Source organism: Akkermansia sp. 54_46 (assembly GCF_001917295.1).
Taxonomy (GTDB): domain Bacteria; phylum Verrucomicrobiota; class Verrucomicrobiia; order Verrucomicrobiales; family Akkermansiaceae; genus Akkermansia; species Akkermansia muciniphila.
Genome location: NZ_MNUD01000026.1, coordinates 24,879 through 42,896, shown reverse-complemented (window position 1 = coordinate 42,896; position 18,018 = coordinate 24,879). Strand labels below are relative to the sequence as shown.

Annotated in this window: 15 protein-coding genes and 1 tRNA gene; 4 read left to right on the top strand and 12 right to left on the bottom strand. The window is 55.0% G+C overall.

All coding sequences use genetic code 11. The annotated features are described in order from the left end of the window. The first annotated feature begins 145 nt into the window (after window positions 1–145). Window positions 146–1,075 carry a site-specific integrase gene (locus tag BHW66_RS04665; RefSeq protein ID WP_046435676.1) on the top strand — a complete coding sequence of 310 codons (930 nt, stop codon included), beginning with the start codon at window positions 146–148 and terminating at the stop codon, window positions 1,073–1,075. Window positions 1,076–1,541: 466 nt separating this feature from the next. Here BHW66_RS04665 and sucB read toward each other — a convergent pair whose 3' ends face one another. The 10 genes from sucB to BHW66_RS04615 form a co-directional block, all read right to left on the bottom strand. Then, window positions 1,542–2,669 (bottom strand): dihydrolipoyllysine-residue succinyltransferase, encoded by a 1,128-nt coding sequence (gene sucB, locus BHW66_RS04660; protein WP_046435674.1) that lies wholly within the window; start codon window positions 2,667–2,669, stop codon window positions 1,542–1,544. A 15-nt stretch (window positions 2,670–2,684) separates the two neighbouring features. Beyond that, window positions 2,685–5,450 (bottom strand): 2-oxoglutarate dehydrogenase E1 component, encoded by a 2,766-nt coding sequence (locus tag BHW66_RS04655; protein ID WP_046435672.1) that lies wholly within the window; start codon window positions 5,448–5,450, stop codon window positions 2,685–2,687. A gap of 63 nt (window positions 5,451–5,513) precedes the next feature. Beyond that, complete coding sequence (cydB, locus tag BHW66_RS04650; RefSeq protein WP_022198840.1) at window positions 5,514–6,551, bottom strand: cytochrome d ubiquinol oxidase subunit II; 1,038 nt, start codon at window positions 6,549–6,551, stop codon at window positions 5,514–5,516. Window positions 6,552–6,573: 22 nt separating this feature from the next. Next, the gene (locus BHW66_RS04645; protein ID WP_046435670.1) at window positions 6,574–7,953 is read right to left on the bottom strand and encodes a cytochrome ubiquinol oxidase subunit I; all 1,380 of its coding nucleotides are present in this window, start codon (window positions 7,951–7,953) and stop codon (window positions 6,574–6,576) included. Between the two features lie 152 nt (window positions 7,954–8,105). Further along, a complete protein-coding gene (locus tag BHW66_RS04640) occupies window positions 8,106–8,576 on the bottom strand; it encodes a L,D-transpeptidase (protein ID WP_046435834.1) in 471 nt (156 codons plus the stop codon). A gap of 25 nt (window positions 8,577–8,601) precedes the next feature. Then, complete coding sequence (locus tag BHW66_RS04635) at window positions 8,602–9,057, bottom strand: low molecular weight protein arginine phosphatase (RefSeq protein WP_046435668.1); 456 nt, start codon at window positions 9,055–9,057, stop codon at window positions 8,602–8,604. Next, window positions 9,054–10,523: a hypothetical protein gene (locus BHW66_RS04630; protein WP_022198843.1), complete on the bottom strand. Its 1,470-nt coding sequence runs from the start codon at window positions 10,521–10,523 to the stop codon at window positions 9,054–9,056. The genes BHW66_RS04635 and BHW66_RS04630 overlap by 4 nt, the downstream gene beginning before the upstream one ends. 18 nt (window positions 10,524–10,541) lie before the next feature. Continuing rightward, window positions 10,542–11,480, bottom strand: a complete 939-nt coding sequence (locus BHW66_RS04625) for a phosphotransferase (RefSeq protein WP_022198844.1) — start codon at window positions 11,478–11,480, stop codon at window positions 10,542–10,544. 98 nt (window positions 11,481–11,578) lie between these two features. After that, a complete protein-coding gene (gene trpB / locus BHW66_RS04620) occupies window positions 11,579–12,802 on the bottom strand; it encodes a tryptophan synthase subunit beta (protein ID WP_022198845.1) in 1,224 nt (407 codons plus the stop codon). A 160-nt stretch (window positions 12,803–12,962) separates the two neighbouring features. Next, window positions 12,963–13,397 (bottom strand): MarR family transcriptional regulator, encoded by a 435-nt coding sequence (locus BHW66_RS04615; RefSeq protein ID WP_012420734.1) that lies wholly within the window; start codon window positions 13,395–13,397, stop codon window positions 12,963–12,965. A gap of 1,083 nt (window positions 13,398–14,480) precedes the next feature. Here BHW66_RS04615 and BHW66_RS04610 point away from each other — a divergent pair. Beyond that, window positions 14,481–14,777 (top strand): hypothetical protein, encoded by a 297-nt coding sequence (locus BHW66_RS04610; protein WP_131072251.1) that lies wholly within the window; start codon window positions 14,481–14,483, stop codon window positions 14,775–14,777. On the opposite strand, the gene BHW66_RS04605 is transcribed toward BHW66_RS04610, so the two are convergent. Together BHW66_RS04605 and BHW66_RS04600 are read right to left on the bottom strand one after the other, a co-directional pair. Continuing rightward, entirely contained in the window at window positions 14,774–15,283 is a 510-nt protein-coding gene (locus tag BHW66_RS04605; RefSeq protein WP_022198847.1) for a ferritin, read from the bottom strand. The genes BHW66_RS04610 and BHW66_RS04605 overlap by 4 nt on opposite strands. Before the next feature lie 102 nt (window positions 15,284–15,385). After that, a complete protein-coding gene (locus BHW66_RS04600; protein WP_046435663.1) occupies window positions 15,386–17,029 on the bottom strand; it encodes a hypothetical protein in 1,644 nt (547 codons plus the stop codon). Window positions 17,030–17,173: 144 nt separating this feature from the next. On the opposite strand from BHW66_RS04600, the gene BHW66_RS04595 reads away from it, so the two are divergent. Together BHW66_RS04595 and BHW66_RS04590 are read left to right on the top strand one after the other, a co-directional pair. Continuing rightward, on the top strand, window positions 17,174–17,644 hold the full coding sequence (locus tag BHW66_RS04595) for a RidA family protein (RefSeq protein WP_094140109.1): 471 nt from the start codon (window positions 17,174–17,176) through the stop codon (window positions 17,642–17,644). Window positions 17,645–17,712: 68 nt separating this feature from the next. Further along, window positions 17,713–17,795 (top strand) — tRNA-Leu (locus tag BHW66_RS04590). The last annotated feature ends 223 nt before the right edge of the window (window positions 17,796–18,018 follow it).

Sequence of the window (18,018 nt, the reverse complement as noted above, 5' to 3'; positions counted from 1 at the left end):
GTGATTTTTTTCGCAAAATGATTTAGAGGAGATTTTTGCCACGGTTCAGTGAAGCCGGGGAAGCGCAGGGCGGGAGCGGATGTGGAAGCGGGCGAATTGACGCGATATTTTCTTTAATTATCCTAATCAATTCATTTCAACGAATATGGATAAAGAAAAAATCAACATCAAAGACCTCGCTGTCCTTTGGAAAAAGGACAAGCGACAGTATGTGAAGCAATCCACATACTCAGCCTACGCGCTCATCGTAGAAAACCAAATCTTCCCGACGTTCGGCAATCTTTATGCCGTGACCGAAGCGGATGTGCAGTCGTTTGTAATCGACCGCCTTAATGCCGGTCTGAGCCAAAAGTATGTCAAGGACATACTCATAGTCCTGAAGATGATAGTCCGCTTCGGAGAAAAACACGGCTATCTCCAGCATTTCGAGTGGGACATCAAATATCCGACCGCTCCCGAAAAGCAGGGCATAGATGTCCTGACGGCAACAAACCATCGCAAGATTCTGGACTACATCAGTCAGAACTTCACATTCCGCAACCTCGGCATATACATCTGCCTTACTACCGGGCTTCGCATCGGCGAGGTATGCGGATTGAAATGGAGCGACCTCGACGTAGAACGCTCCATGCTGACGGTGCAACGCACGGTGGAGAGAATATACATCCTTGAAGATGACGGCACCAAACACACTCAGATTGTGGTCAACACTCCAAAGACCGCCAACTCTGCCCGCGAAATACCACTCAATAAGCCCCTGATGACGATGATACGCCCATTGAAGAAGGTGGTCAACGGCGACTACTACGTCATAAGCAACGAGCCTCAGCCCATTGAGCCGCGTACATACCGCAACTACTACATGAAGCTGATGAAACGGCTCGGCATACCTCCGTTGAAATTCCACGGGCTGCGCCACAGCTTCGCCACACGCTGCATCGAAAGCAACTGCGACTACAAGACCGTCAGCGTCATTCTCGGTCATGCCGACATCTCCACAACCCTTAACCTCTACGTTCACCCCGGGGCAGAGCAAAAGAAAAAGTGCATCGACAAAATGCTCCGCTCACTCTGACCCGGAGGAACATCCCTCTACTATAGTTTGGTTTGGTTCGGGCTGTATATATGCCCGAACCAAACCTGTATATGGAGGCTGAGCAAAGGAAAAAAAGTAATGACTGATGAGAAAATAGAAGATACGCTTGGCGCAGAGCTGTGAGGGCGCCGAAAAGTTAACGTCGTTTCTTTTTTGCCTCGCTGATTCCGTTAAGAATACATAAAAAAACACCCAACTTTGCGATTTTGGGTGAAAAATTGGGTGTTGTTTTGTAATTTTCTGATATTTAGTATTTTTTTGCAGAGGAGCGAACCTTGGGTTCCGATTTTTGGGAAGAAAGGATTTCCTGATCCTAGGTTTTTTACAGTAGTGGAAAATTCTTCCGGGATGTTCCTACTCAGTGAATGAACCAGAGGGATTCATTTCCTGAGCACTCGGAAAATGAAAAAACATTTTGTTATTTGGCCTTTTTTCCTGCGAAGCCTCATAATTCGAACACCGGGTTTTCCACGGCATTTTTTACCGTAATGAGAAATTGCACGGCCTGCTTGCCGTCCACCAGGCGGTGGTCGTAGGAAAGGGCCAGGTACATCATGGGCCGGACGACGATTTGACCGTCCCGGACCACGGGGCGTTCCTGAATGGCGTGCATGCCCAGAATGCCGCTTTGGGGAGGGTTCAGAATCGGGGTGGAAAGAAGCGATCCATACGTGCCGCCGTTGGAAATGGTAAAGCATCCGCCTTGCAGGTCCTGCATGGACAGGTTTCCGCTACGTGCTTTTTCCGTCAGGACGGCGAGTTCCTGTTCCAGCTCCGGAAACGTTTTCCGGTCACAGTCCCGCAGCACGGGGACGACGAGACCCTTGTCCGTGCCAATGGCTACAGAGATGTCATAGTACAGGTTTTCCACGATGTCCGCGCCGTCAATTCTGGCGTTGACCTGGGGCATTTCCTGCAAGGCCTTGACTACTGCCTTGATAAAGAAGCTCATGAAACCAAGCTTGGTTCCGTGCCGTTCCCGGAATTCTGCATGGAATTGTTTGCGGAGTTCCATCACGGAGGACATGTCGCATTCGTTGAACGTGGTGAGGATGGCCGCCTGGTGCTGGGCCTCCACCAGCCGGGCCGCGATGGTGCGGCGCAGCGGACTCATGGGTTTTCTGATGAAGCGCAGAGCAATTTCCTTTTCTACCTCCCTGTCCTCTCCGGCAGGAACCTGTTCCGGGAGGGGGACTTTCCCGTGTGGCTTTTGTCCCGGAAATTCCGCAGCTGGGGCGGAAGGCGCGGAAACGGGGGACTTCCGTGTTTCCGGCGAGGTCGTTTTTTTCGGCTCAAGCGGTATGAGCAGAGTTTCCCTTTCCGGTGCGGCTGCGGTTCTGTCAGCGGAAGAAATGCGGCCAAGAACTGCGCCGATAAGGGCTTCTTCCCCTTCCGGAACGAGGATTTCCAGTACGCCGCTTTCTTCCGCCTCCAAATCCGTGGAAACCTTGTCCGTTTCCAGCGTCACCAGCGTATCGCCTTTGGCTACCGGATCGCCGGCGTTCTTGTGCCACGCGGCTACGGTGGCGGAGGTGACGGATTCTCCAAAGTTGGGAGTCAGGATGTCGCTCATGGGAGGAAGATGGGTTCAGGATTGCGTCCGCGGCCCGAAGGCAGCGGCGAGAAGTCTTTTTTGCGCGGCGGCGTGCAGGGCCTTGGCTCCTTCCGCAGGGCAGGCCATGGGCGGCCGTCCCGCATAGCGGAAGGAGGTGGCGAAGAGGTGCCCCAGCCTGTTCCGCAGGTGGCCCCAGGCCCCCATGTTGGAGGGTTCCTCCTGGCACCAGACGAAGTCGCGCACTTTCTGGTAGGGTGCCAGCAGGAAGGTGAGCTGTTCCCGGGCCAGAGGATAGATTTGTTCCAGACGGATGATTACCGTGTCTGCAATATTCCGTTCCTTCCGGCAGGCGGCCAGGTCATAATAAACTTTCCCGGTGCAGAAGACGGCGCGCGTCACCTGATCCGGCGCGGGAGCGTCCGGGTCCGGCAGTACTTCGCGGAAACGGGAGGGGGCCAGAAATTCCCGGTGCGGGGAGACGGCATCCGGACGGGAGAGCAGGCTTTTGGGCGTAAAGACGATCAGGGGCTTGTGCAGATTTCGGTGCACCTGGCGGCGCAGGGCGTGGAAGTATTGGGCCGGGGTGGTGGGGTTGATGACCTGCATGTTGTCGTCCGCGCAAAGCTGGAGATAGCGTTCCATGCGGGCGCTGGAGTGTTCCGAACCCGCCCCTTCATAGCCGTGGGGCAGCAGCAGCACCATGCGGTTTTTCTGGCGCCATTTGGCCTCCGCGGCCGCAATGAACTGGTCCACAATAACCTGTGCTCCGTTGGCGAAGTCCCCGAACTGGGCCTCCCACATGACCAGAGCGTCCGGGCTTTCCAGCGCATAGCCGTATTCAAAGCCCAGCACGGAGGCTTCCGACAGGGAGGAGTTGTAAATGCGGAACGCGGTAGTGCCGTGGTTCAGCTTTTCCAGAGGAGTGTACAGGGAGCCGTCATTGAAGTCATGCAGGACGGCGTGCCGCTGGGAGAAGGTGCCGCGCTGACAGTCCTGGCCGGACAGGCGCACGGTGTGGTTTTCCGCGAGCAGGCTGCCCCAGGCCAGGGATTCCGCCATGGCCCAGTCCAGCGGTCCGCCTTCCCGGAAGGCCTCCCTGCGGCGAGCCAGGAAGCGTTTTTCCAGCGTGGGGTGGAGCGTGAAGCCGTCCGGCAGTTCCGTAAGGATATTTCCGATGCGCTGGAACAACTCCGGGCTGATTCCCGTCCGTATGCTGGTACGCGGGATGGGCGTTTCATCCGCATCCTGCGCGGTGGCGGGCAGGAGGTAGTCCACGGGATTTTCCTTCATTTGCAGGTAGGCCTGTTCCATGCCTTCCCAAAGGTCTTTCCGGATGTCCCGCTCCTGCTGTTCCGTCAATTCCCCGCGTTCCCTGAGCGCCGTTCCGTACAGGGCTGCGGCGGTGGGACGCGCCTCAATCCGCTTGGTCTGCATGGGTGCGGTAAAGGCGGCCTGATCCGTTTCATTGTGGCCCAGACGGCGGTAACAGTACATGTCCAGAATGATGTCCCTTCCGAATTTCTGGCGGAACTGGAGCGCGAAGTCCGCCGCCCATACCAGGTCTTCCGGGCTTTCTCCGTTGATATGCAGGATGGGGGACTGGAGCATCTGGGCCACGTCCGTGGCGTAGCGGGAGGAGCGGGCTTCGTCCGGGCCGGTGGTGAAGCCGATCTGGTTGTTGATGACGAGATGCACGGTGCCGCCCGTGCGGTAGCCTTTCAGCAGGGAAAGATTGAGCACTTCCGCCACGATTCCCTGCCCAGAGAAAGCGGCGTCTCCGTGCAGGACGAGCGGCAGCACATGCTTGCGTTCCGCGTCTTGCAGGTTGTGCTGCATGGCCCTGGCTCTGCCTTCCACCACGGGATACACGGCTTCCAGATGGCTGGGGTTGGAGGAGAGGCGGATGTGGAGGTCATGCCCGTCCACGTGGCGCGTGGCGGCGTAGCCGAGGTGGTATTTGACGTCGCTCCTGCCGATGGGGGATTCCGGAAGGTAGTCCGGCGTGAATTCGTGGAAGATGGTTTTCAGCGGTTTGTGGAGGATGTTGGCGAGCACATTCAGCCTTCCGCGGTGGGCCATGCCCATTTCAATGTGGGAGACTCCGGCGGCGGGACAGCGCTTGATCATGGCGTCCAGCAGGACGATGGCTCCTTCCCCTCCTTCCAGGGAGAAGCGTTTTTCCCCCATGAAGCGCTTGCCCAGGAATTCCTCAAACAGTTCCGCCCTGCAGAGATGGAAGAAGGCTTCTCTCCGGACTTTCGGGCCATAATCCACGCCGTTTGCCCGGAGCTGGATTTTTTCTTCAATCCAGGAGCGGATTTCCAGATTGTCTATGTGGTGGTATTCAAAGCCGATGGCTCCACAATAGATTTTTTGCAGCCGATTGATGATTTCACGGAGCGTGAGTGTCCCTCCGTCCATGAAGGTGCCGATGTTGACGGGCTGGTCCAGATCCTCTTCTCGGAATCCCATATCCTCCGGGGTGACGGGGAATCGGGGCCGGTCCGACGGCTCCAGCGGATTGAAGCGGGCGCATTGGTGTCCCATGACCCGGTAGGCCCGGATGAGCTGGCTGATGCGCCCGCGGCCTTCCGCGCTTTCCGGAGGAACGGTGTAAAGGGACGTGTCCGCATCGGTCCCTGTGTTTTCTTTTTTCCCGGGGGCTTCTCCGCTCCCCAGTTCGTAGCCCTCGAACCAGGCCGCCCAGAGAGGATCTACGGACAGGGGATCGTTTTTCCATGATTGATGGAGTGCCGTAATTTCCTCCGGAGGGATTTTGGAGAAGATGGAGGCATTCATGCGGCAGAGCGGATGGTACGGGGCGTTTTCAGTTCTCTGATCGCTATTTTTGTCCGCAGGGCGTCAATAACTGTGTTCGTTGAGCTGAACTTTTCCACGGAAGACCCAGTAAATGGCGGCGGAATAAGCCAGAACGAGCGGCACGCCCATGATGGCTATGTATGTCATCACGACCAGGCTTTCCCGCGTGGATGAGCCGTTGACGAGCGTCAGGGAGTGTTCCGGGTTGGGCATGGAGTAAAGCAGGTTGGGGAACATCGCTGTCCCGAAGAGAGCCATCATGCAGCCCATGGTGGAGCAGGAGGCGACGAAGGCCCAGCCCGGACGGTTCCTGTGGATGAAGAGCCAGATGGACGCGATGGAAATGACCGCCAGGGCGGCGATGCCGTAAATCCAGGGGGAACGTTCCAGGGCCGCCGCTACGTGCGGAACATACAGCAGGGTGGCAGCCCCGTGCAGGATGATCAGGACAGTGAAGATGATGACGCAGGGTCTGAGCAGTTTCCTGATTTGTTCCTGAAGGCTGCCCTGGGTTTTCATCAGCAGGTAGATTCCCCCGTGCATGGAGAACAGGGCGACCGTCGTCAGCCCCAGAAGAACGGAATAAGGATTCAGCAGGCTGAGGAATGTTCCGGTGAAGTTTCCCTGCTCATCCAGAGGAATGCCTTTGGTAACGTTCCCCATGGCTACGCCGATGAGCAGGGCCGCCAGAAGGCTGCTGATGGAGAAGGTGGTATCCCATCCCCTGCGCCACCATTTCATGGGCTGCTTGCTTCTGAATTCAATGGACACGGCGCGGAAGATAAGGGTAAGGAGCAAGAGCATGAAGGCCAGGTAAAACCCGGAGAAGACGGAGGCGTACACGTACGGAAAGGCGGCGAAAAGGGCACCTCCTCCCGTGATGAGCCAGACTTCGTTTCCGTCCCATACGGGGCCCACGGCATTTAGTGTGAGTCTTCTGTTTTCATCGCCCTTGATGAAAAGCTGAAGGGCGCCGGTTCCCAGGTCAAAACCGTCCAGAATGGCGTATCCGGAGAAAAGCACGCCGACGAGGATGAACCAGATGATTTGCAGGTCTGCGAGAGTGAGATTGTCCAACATGGTTTTAAAAGAGGGGTGAAGATTAGTCTTTGACAAAAGGAACCTGGAGTTTGCCTTCCCCGGCGCCGTCGTCTTCGTCAGTTTCCTGATCCGGACCTTTGCGGATTTTATGGGTGATTTGATAGAGGAAGAGGGCCAGCAACAGGGCATAAATGATAAAGAACATACCCAGGGAGGAAAGGGCTTCCGCCGCGGTGAGGGTGGGGGATACGGCGTGTTCCGTTCTCAGGATGCCGTACACAATCCATGGCTGGCGCCCCAGTTCCGCTACGGCCCAGCCCGCCTGGTTGGCTATTTGCGGGCCCAGTACGGAGAAAACGAAGCACCAGAGCAGCCAGCGCTTCTGGAAGAGCCAGCCCTTTTTCCAGCCCCACAGGCCCACCAGAAACAGGGCCGCCAGGGCGCAGCCAATCAGGATCATGAGATGGAAGGAGTAAAAGACGGGCAGGATGGGAGGGCGTTCGTCCTGCGGGATGCCGTTCATGCCGGTGATGGCCGTGTCCAGGTCATGATGGGTCAGGAGGGTGAGCAAGTATGGGATGGAGATGCCCGTCACTTCATGGGTGGACGGGTTCATCCAGCCGATGAGATGGAGGTCCTGTGGGGCGCCGGATTCCATGACGCCTTCCATAGCCGCGAATTTGGCGGGCTGGTGGATGGAGACTTCTCGTGCGCTGGAATCTCCCGTGATGCCCATGCCTGCCACGCCGATGAGGCCGATGACCAATGCCACCTTGAAGCTTTTTTCCGATCCACCGGTAAAACGTTTTTTCAAAATATACCAGGCGGAGACGCTGAGGACGAGCGTGGCTCCCGCCAGCCAGCAGCCGGAGAGCGCATGCGTCAGGCGGTCAACGGTGGACGGATTGAAGACCACGTCATAGAAGCTGGTGATATGGGCCTGGATTTTTCCGTTTACTTCCACCAGCTTGTATCCGGCGGGCGTCTGCATCCAGGAGTTGGCCACAATGATCCAGATGGCGCTGAAATGGGCGCCGAGAGCGACCATGCAGGAGGAAAGAAAGTGCATTTTGGGGCCCACCTTGTCCCAGCCGAAAAGCAGAATGGCCAGGAAGCCTGATTCCAGGAAGAAGGCGAAAATGCCTTCTGCTGCCAGGGGACTGCCGAAGATGTCGCCTACGCAGCGGGAATAATCCGCCCAGTTGGTGCCGAACTGGAATTCCATCACGATGCCGGAAGCTACGCCAAGGGCAAAGATAATGCCGAAGATTCTGGTCCAGAATTTGGCCTGCTTGTGGTAGAGGTCATTTTTCGTTTTCAGCCAGAGGCCTTCCAGGGCGACCAGAACCACCCCCAGACCGATGGTCATCGGCGGGAAGATGTAGTGGAACATGATCGTGATGGCGAATTGGAGACGGGATAATAAGACCGGATCGTCCATGATTGATTGGGGATGAGTGGATGTTTATGGAACAGGAGGACGGCAGCCAAATACCGATACCTTCATACTTTATACATCCCAAAAGGGCCTTTGTTCAATTATTTTCCTTTTCCGAGAATAACTTTTTTAGATTGTGTCTAAAAAAGAACGGTTTAACATTGGATGAACACGTCCATTCCTTCTTCCGACAGAGCAAAAAGAGCCAGCATGTCCCTGGGAGAAAGGCGTATGCAGCCATGGGAAGCCGGGGTTCCCAGCAGTTCCGTATCGTTGGTGCCGTGGATATAAATATAGCGGCTCCGGGTATTGGCGTTGTGAGGTTCCAATCCGTCCAGCCACAGAATTCGGGTCAGAATGAAGTCGGAATGTTCATCCATATTTTTCGGGATGGCGGTGGGATAGCGGCCTGCCGGAAGACGTGAGATGAAAATAGTATCCTCCGGTTCTCCGTCCCCGATTTTTTTGCAGATGCGGAGATGCCCTGTGGGAGTTTTCCCGGAACCTTCTTCATGGCCAGCGCCCGCCTTCCCGCTGGAGACGGGGCATCGGAGCAGGACTTTTCCGGATTTTTCCAGCTCCAGTTCCTGACAGGACAGATTAATGCGTATGAAAGGGGAAGCCATGACGGGGGAAGGAGTCAAAGAAGAGTTACTCCTGTTGTTCCATCCGGGAGATGATGGCCTGAATGGCGGTTGTCAATTGCTGCGCTACTTTGTTGTAGGCTGCCTGTCCGCAGCCGATGGGGTCGGCGATGCCACGGTTGCCCGTGTAGCAGGTGACCAGCCTGACCTTGTCCGCATGTTCGGGGAAATTGGCAAGCAGGGCGGCAAGGTGGCTTTCCGTCATGGCGTAGACATCTGTGGCGTTTTTCATCAGTTCATCCGTAACAGGGCGGCTTTCATGGCTGGAGAGATTGACGCCATGCTCCCGGAGGACGTGGAGTGTTTCCGGACTGGCTGCCTGCCCGGGCCATGCGGCTGTTCCTGCGGAACCGGCCTGCCATTCCGGATGGTGCGCGGAAAGTTTCCGGAACAGGCCTTCCGCCATGGGGCTGCGGCAGGTGTTGCCGGTGCAGATGAAGAGGATGTGTTTGCGCTGTGTCATGAGTCGGGGCGTTCTCTTTTGGAGTGATGGGGGATAGGTACTTCGTTGGGTTCCTGATACAAGTTGTCCGGGGGCAGCACATGGCCGGCGCCGCTGCCTTCCGACGAGGGGGGGGCGTCGTCTTCTTCATCTTCATCCTCTGCATCGCGGGAGGGGGGGGAAAGCTGGGGGAACAGACTGCACGCCAGGGCTACGCACAGTACCGCCGTTATGGGAGTCATGACGGGGAACCATGTATCATGAGCGGAAAACAGGTACCATGCAATGAAGGGAACGAACAGGATACAGAGGCCCCAGGTGATGAAGCGCCCTCTGCGTTGAAAACGCAAAGCCCATACGGACAGAAGCAGGACGTCCAGCACGATGATCCATTGTACCCAGGCGGGGGCTATGGGAATCAGGACGGCAGGGGCAGGGGCAAGCGCTCCCATGATGCTGCGGACAGTTTGCGCCGCCAGAAGGGATTGCGCGTCCGGCGTGTCGGAAAGGGCGGATGGTTCGGAAACGAGTACCGCATCCGCAGAGGAAAGCAGTTTTCTGACGGCAGTAGTATCCGGCGGACGCAGGCCGGACATGACGGGGACGATCACTTCCTTCGTGTCCAGAATGGTGGGGCTGCTGTTTGCCGCCAGGGGGATGCGGCCGTTTTTATCCAGAGGAATGGAGCGTTTGCCGCCCAGAAAAAGGGTGTCTCCCGGAATGATTCTGACATCACTGGGTTTCAGGTCCAGGGCATTCAGAGCGGCCACCAGAGGAAGAGTGGGAATGATATCCCCGCCCCAGCGGATGAAAAGCGGCGGGGAGACCCTGTTTTCCGGAGCTGGGGAAAACAGCTCGTTATTTTCCACGACGGTTCCCAGGGAGGGGGCTGACGTGGTTATTTGCGGAGGTTCCCCTACGAACCTGTCCGCGCGCGGGAACTGGTCCGTCTTTCCTACGATGTTGGAAGCGGGAATAATCAAGTCTTTCCAATCCGGCGGAAGGGGCGAGCGGCGGGCGGATTCGCTCATTTGCCGGCCCAGAGCCTTGTGGAGGAAGCGGTCCAGTTCATACCCCACGGCGGCTTTGACAATGCTGTCCGGCTTTTCTTCCCAGGTCATGGGGGACATCACGTAAACATTCCTGGCTCCCTGTTCATACAGGTGCCGGAACAGCACTGTGTAATCCATGGGATTGGGAGGATAGGAGGCGAAACTGTTCAGTGATGATTCCCGGTGCAGGGAAACCACGGGAAGCTGGGCCGTCTGCCCTTTGTTGAAGTAATCGTAGGGCTGGAGGACGATGCTGTTTTCCGTATTCAGCCCTTCCGGGCGAACAGTCCGGTATTCCCCAGCCAGCAAATGTTCCGCTGCCTGTTCATAACAGAAAATGGTAGGAGGAAGAAGCACATACCCCAGAATCCAGCCCAGCCCCAGGGAAATCTGGAACAGGGACAGGATAAGCAGGAATTTGGGGGGAAGCGTCATCAGAGGGGCTGGGAAAAATCATGCTAGCATAGCAGCCAGCGGTTCTGCAAGCGTGGAGCCGGGCAGAAGCTTCCGCAGGTGTCCCAGCCCGGCGGGAATCTGAGCCAGATACCAGGTTTTTCCCTGGTTGTGGCCGATATTGGCGTAAGCACCCAGCATCTGCATAATCCGCTGCAGGGCGCAGGCACGGAAAATACGGTGATCTATGGAGTGAGCGGAGATATTTTCCCACTCCCTGAGCAATTCATCCGCCTGTTCCGGTTCCAGACGGGCGTAGCCGTCATAGACCAGGGAGGCCAGATCATATTCCGGACGGCCGCCGCGCATGCCCTGAAAATCAATCAGCCAGGTTTTTCCCGCGTGGATATGCACGTTCTGGGACTGGCTGTCCCGGTGGACGGGGCATTCCGGAAGGGCCGACAGAAACTGCGCCTGCTCTTTCAGGGCGGGATGGTTCAGGAAGGAAGCCGGTTCCAACCCCAGGTGGGATCCCAGGAAATGTTCAGCAAAATAGGACTGCTCCCAGCGGTACAAGGCCTCGTCAAAAGCGGGCTGGAGGGGGAATTCCTCCGGAAACGGGCAGGAGTGAAGCAGATGGAGTTGTTCCATAGCCCGGATGTAGCGCAGGCGCAGGGAAGGCCAGGGTTCTTTCCGGAAAGCCAGCAGGTTGGCGTCTCCCAGGTCTTCCACCAAGGCGGCTCCGCATCCGGGACCGAGAGGTTCATAATCGTAAATTTCCGGCACGTTGACACCGTGGGCGTGCAGATGCCGGGCTGCGGGGATAAAAGAATCATTGTCCGCACGGTCATTTCCCCACTGGATGCCGATGCATGTGCGGCCGCCAAAATGGATGCGGACGATCGTACGGCCGGAGGCTCCCAAAGCCAGGGGACGGAAATCTTCCTGACGCGGAATAATGTGAAAACTCCGGTGAACCAGACGGGACAATTCTTTCATGGAAAGGTGGCGTGGCTGCGTTAAGAGCCTTGCGTAAGGATGGCGTATGAAGGATGACGGCACCCTTCATACGCCGAAAATGAGGAAAGGCAGGGCAATCAGGCGGGGAACTGGTGGTCTTCCCCATAGCCGTAATGCTCCACGACGTAATCCACATCCTTGTCTCCGCGGCCGGAGCAGTTTACCAGAATGGCGCCTCCTCTGTTTTCCCGTGCCCACTTCATGGCATACGCGATAGCGTGGGAGCTTTCCAGAGCGGGAATGATCCCCTCGTAACGGGAAAGTTTGAAGAAGGCGTCCACGGCTTCCTCGTCTGTGGCGGTGACATAGTTAACGCGGCCGATGTCGTGCAGATAGGCGTGTTCCGGCCCTACGGAAGGATAATCCAGGCCGCTGGCTACGGAATGGACCGGTCCCGGATTGCCGTCTTCATCCTGGAGCATGATGCTTTCAAAACCGTGCAGGACGCCCTTGCGTCCATAGGTGATGGAGGCGGAATGGTCCCCAAGCCTGGAACCTTTGCCGAGGGGTTCTACGCCATAGATATCCAGCGGGTCTCCCAGGAAGGCGGTAAACATGCCCATGGAATTGCTGCCGCCGCCCACGCAGGCGCAGACGGCGTCCGGCAGAAGTCCCGTCATTTCCAGGAATTGTTCCCGGGCTTCCACGCCGATGCACATTTGGAAATCGCGCACCATTTGCGGGAAAGGGTGGGGGCCTACCACGGAACCGATGCAGTAAATGGAATCCTGATAACTGTTCAGGTAAGATTCAAAGGCGGAATCCACAGCTTCCTTCAAACTTTGGAGGCCGTGCGTGACAGGCACCACCTTGGCACCCAGGATTTTCATGCGGGTGACGTTCGGAGCCTGCTTGGCAATATCTACCGCTCCCATGTGAATTTCGCATTCCAGGCCGAAGAAGGCGGCGGCTGTAGCCAGCGCCACGCCATGCTGTCCTGCGCCCGTTTCCGCGATAATGCGCTTCTTGCCCATGTATTTGGCCAGAAGGCCTTCCCCCATGCAATGGTTGAGCTTATGGGCGCCTGTATGGTTCAAATCTTCCCTCTTCAGGTAAATTTGAGAGGTGCCCAGGTGGCGGGAAAGGCGTTCGCAGTGGTAAACCGGGGTGGGACGTCCCTGAAACTGTTTGCGGATGCGCCGCAATTCATTAATGAACTGGGCGGAGTGGGCTATCGTCTGGTAGGCTTCCGTAATTTCTTCAAAAGCGGGAACCAGCTCGTCCGGCAGGTAAACGCCGCCGTATTCGCCAAAACGGCCCTGGGCGTCTGGAAAATTGCGTAAATAAGTATGGAGATCCATGGTCTGTTGCGTTCGTGACTGCCAGTATTTAGCACGATGCCACAATTCAGGCAAAAACAATCTCCCCGGAAGCCCTTTTAAAAAAGAAAGGAAAGAAAAAGGACTTCCCCGCAACAGGGGAACGGTTTCTCCGGGAGAGACCGGGAGGAAAAATCGGAAATCAGGCCAAACGGCGCTTTCTGATGGATTTTCCGGTATCGGCAAGCGTCTGGCGTGCGTCCGGATCCGCTCCGGCCATCAAGGCTGCCAGATCCCGAACGATGTTCTGGCGCATGCGAGCTACCAGATCGCGCCCTTCCTGGGTGATGGCGACCATGATTTTGCGGCGGTCTTTGGCTGCGCTCATGCGTTTCAGGTAGCCCATTTCCTGTAATTTATCCACCATGCCGGTAGCGGCCGCGGTAGAATGCCCCATTTTCTGGGCAATGCTGGACATGCTCAGAAAATCTTCGCTGGCCAGATAAGTCAGCAGGAAAAACTGGGGGTAGGAAACCTTGCCCTCATTCAATTCTGAAGAAAGGTTCAGAATGCAGGAACGTTGCGTGAACAGGATGAAATCCGCCAGCTTGTTTGCTTCTTCGGAAATGGAGCTCATGATCGTTGTGAATGTATGGGAGGGTTGATAGCGATACCCGTCCGGAGACTCGCCGGCGGTTCGGCCAACCTACCGCCGCGTCCTTCTACGGGCAAGTCAAAAATATAAATTTTTATTAAAATTTTACATTTGCGGATAATAAGCATTTTGATGGTATTTGAAATACAATATGTTGACTGTTAATAGAATGGATATATTCTGAATATAGAATGTGAATAACATGTTAAAAATAGATATAAGCTATTGATAAACGGTAGTTTTTCACAAAACTTCCGGGAATCCGCAGCAAATCTGGCATAAAGAGGCGTTGCAGCATGACAAGCCTGGATTGAAGAGGGCTCTTGTGCAGAGGCTTTTCATGGGAAATAAAGCCTTGCCGGAGGAAAATTTTATACAGCGGGAAGCAATATTTTCCTGCCCTTGAGACGGACTTGGAACTTCTGCAGTCTTGACGTGAGAGTAGAGAAAGGGGGCGTTGAAAACTTTCTTTCATGGCCTCCTTCCTGCCGCGATAGTTGCGGTTCCTTGTTTACGGCGGTATGAGTCTATGACGCTTGTAAAGGCAGGAAAAACCTTTTTAAACGGTCCTGGAAGGAGGGGAAAAGAACAAACGGAAACCTGCCCCATACTGATGGAGCAAGCGCCGTTACAGACCCGGTTTGGGAATGACGCTCTGCTTTTGGGAGAGAAAAATTGCTTCTTCCCCAAAAGTCAAAGGCTGGCGGAAGTAATAGGGGAAAATGCTCAAGGAGCCGGAAAAAGACTGCCGGGGTTCTAAGAGGTTACCTGCAAAACTCCTATTATCCGGAACGGCCTATTTTGAAAATAGTCCAGCGGCAGTGAAAGGGCCGGGCGCATCAACCGCATTAATAAATGCTCCATTACAGATGACGCATCATTGGTTATCGGCACGGTGTGTAAAAGAGCAATTGCGCCGTCCATGTTCATATTCTGAAGGTCCGTTATCAAATGTTCACGACCATGGAACTTAGAGCCGTTACCATTACATTTCAATGATATCGGTTTGCTGGGGATGCGTGGTTCATTAATTTTTTCAGCATTTATTGTTTACGAGTGGTTCTTATGTCATTCCTCGCTATTCCGCACAACGGAAAATTTTGTGATCCGTCGGCCTGTTTCCTGAAAAATAAGAAAGACGGCGTTGCTTGCCGTCCCAGCTGCCGCCATACAGCAAATCCAGCTGCTTGCAGCATTGCAGGCAGAAAATCATGGAATAAAACATTACTGTCGGCAACATCATTGCATGCCGCCAACCTTATGCTTGTATCCGCAAGATATTTTATTCCCCCGCCATTCTCCGGTAAATTTTTTCTGGAACTCTTTTCCGGAGAATGGACGGAGAACAATAGCAACAACTAGTTGGCGGGAGGCGGCGTAAAGGTGCGGGCTGACATATCCTTGTCCAGAACCAGCATTCCCTGTCCTTCTCCCTTAATCATGCGTAATTTGCTGATGATGTCCTTGACGGTTTCTTCCTCTTCCACCTGTTCGGTGACAAACCATTGCAGGAAAATATCCGTGGCGAAATCCCGTTCTTCCTTGGCAAGATGCACCAGCTCGTTGATTCGGCGAGTGACTTCCTGTTCGTGGGACAGCGTTTCTTCAAAAATTTCAAGAATATTGGACCAGTTTGCATCCGGAGCGTCTATGGAAAGCATTGTAACCTGGCCTCCGCGGGAAAGAAGGAAATCATAAAATTTCAGCGCATGAGCGGTTTCTTCCTGATATTGAATGCGCATCCAGTGGGAAAAACCTGTCAGACCGGCATCCTGCAGATAGGCGGACATGGCCAGGTAAAGGTTGGCTGAATACATTTCCCATTTGATTTGCTCATTAAGAGCAGTTGCCATTGTTGTACTGATCATATTGTAAAATCCTGTTGATTTTTCCCACTTCTACAAAACAAAGTCCGCAGGATCAAGATAATCCTGCGGACTGTATGACGGGAAGGGGGGGAAGGGAAGGCGTCAGGCTTTTGCGGAAACCTCCTCCGGAATATTATTTTCAGGGAGTTCTTCCGCCGGAACGGAGGGGAATTCTTTAGTTTCCGTAACCACGCTGTTTTCTTCAGATGCTTCCTCCCGGGCGGCTGCCGCCTCGGAAGAAGAGGCGGCCTTCTGTTTTTCTGGTGCAGCGGAGTCCGTTGCCGGCGCTTCCTGGCCCTTCTCTTCCGGTTTCCGTTTTTCCTTGGGAGCCTTCTTGGGAGAAGGAGCTTGAGCGGAGACGGTTCTTGGACGGCTGACAGTGTTATTGGAGAAAACAAGGATGTAGCCCTGTTCGGACAGCCAGAGCAGATCACGAACCAAATTCTGCTGTTTTTCCATGGCCTGGGCTACTACTTCTTCTGTGGACTTTTCCTGTTCCGGGACTGGGGCCAGCTCTTTAAGCATGGCATCGACGCCTTTGCCGGGATTATTGGCCGCCCAGGTGGCAATGGACATCAGGGAATCTGATAAGACGGTGCCTTCTTCCATGGCCTTGGGGCGTGCCGGGCCGGTGTAATGGTTGCCTTTCCACTTGAAAATAGGCATATGATGCCGGGCTAACCCGTGGCAAAGGTTGGGAATCAGCATGCTGGGATGGCGGCGGGTGGTGCCGGATAATTGGATCAGGTGCGCCCACAGACCGGGGGAGAGGTGATTCTTTTTCACGGCTCCGTTGACGAACACCTTGTCCGTAACGTCATAGCACTCGTCAAAGTGGTTGGATTCGAAATCCTGTTCTACCGCGGCGGGAGATTCCAGAAGCACTTCGGAGGCTCCTTCCCGAACGGGCTTCCAGGCGGTGCGTTTGGAAACGGCTTCCTGCCATGCCTGGACAGCTTCTTCGCTCTTGTCCGTCACAATCTTGGAACGGAAAGCCTCAAAAGTCATGTTGGCAAATTTGGTGCGATGCAGGTTCATCAGGGCGGACTGGTAGCCGTGCCAATTAACGGGACCTATCAGCTCGTTGTTTAAGGAACATTTGGCAATGGCTTTGAAATCTCCTTTTGGAGCTTCCACTTCCTGTTCTACGGATTCGTAATATTTGGGCATCCAGGTGGACTGCCAGAGGTGTTTGACGGCCTCCTGTCGGGAAATAAAGCAGGCGCCGTCGCCATGCTTGCAATGGTACAGATCCGGGCCGTTTTCCTGCTTCATGAATACCAGGTCATAACGGTCGTAGGAACCCATGACCACCTTGGCAAGATCCAGCAGGGAAATGGTGCGGCGGTGTTTCTGTACTTCCTGGTGCAGGGCAGCCAGGCCGGAATCCACGGGGCGCAGCTCCACGCGCAGGCCTTCCGTCGGTTCCTCCATGGCGGAGCGGGGAGTTTGATCGCGGCGGTTGCGGAAGGAGCCGCGCGTGCGGTCTTCCCGGTTAAACCTTCTTTCGCCGCTTTGACCGTCAACACGATGTTCCCCCCGGGGCTGACGGCCTTCACGGTTGTCGCGCCGCGGTCGGCGGTCGCCTCCCTGCCTGTCTCCGGACCTGCGTTCCGGGTAGGATACAGGCCGTTCCTGACGGGCTCCCGGTCTCGCCCAGGCCGGACCAAATTGAAAGTCGGCCAAGCCGGAAAGGTCCGGAATCTGCTGCTTGGGGTCTGTGGAAGGAGTTTCGTCGGTCATCATGTACGGGTTGTTTCAATAGCAACTAAATGAGGTGGATGGCAATCATTTTACGTGCAAACAGACCGAAAATTGTTCAAAATGTCATGAAAGGCATCTGGAAATGCAACTATTTCCGGTGTATCCTTTCAACTCAACTTCTGTCAAATGCTCTATATGGATAAAATACGTCAACGACTTTCCGACCTTGGTTACGCCATTTACGATGCTCCCGCTCCCGTAGGCTCCTATGTGCAATGCGTACGCACGGGCAACCTGCTTCACCTCTCCGGCGGCATTTCTGTGAACGGGGACGACAAATACTTTGGCAAAGTAGGGCAGGAGCTGACGGTGGAAGAAGGTCAGGCCGCTGCGCGCGCCGCTATTTTGAATCGTCTGGCCGTTATTGTGCAGGCGGTGGGGTCTCTGGAAAAAGTATCCCGAATCGTGGCCGTGAACGGATTTGTAAATGCCGGCCCGGATTTTTATGACCATCCTAAAGTATTGAATGGCGCATCCGATCTGCTGGTGGAAGCCTTTGGAGAAATTGGCCGCCACAGCCGTACGGCGGTAGGCGTATCCGCCCTGCCGCTCAATGTAGCGGTGGAAATCAGCATGGTGGTGGAAGTTCGTGATTAATATTAAAAACCGGAAGGGATTCGTGCTTGAATCCCGGCGGCATTCCTGTAGAGTGCCGTCCGGTCAATGCCCCCGTGGCGGAATGGTAGACGCTGCAGACTTAAAATCTGTTGTCCGCAAGGACGTACCGGTTCGAGTCCGGTCGGGGGTACTTCTTTAAATAACAATGAATTATGTAAATTAAAGGCTCGCTGTTTGCGGGCCTTTTTGTTTTGCTTCAATATCATTTGTTGGCTGATTCTCCATCAATAATTTTTGTTTTCCCGGATGAGTAAAACAAGGATGGCGGTGTTTCGTGGCTATTCTTGTCATGAAATGCAGAAAGCAGAGAGAAGAATGTTGAGTGGAAACAGTTCTGAAAAAAGAGTTTATAA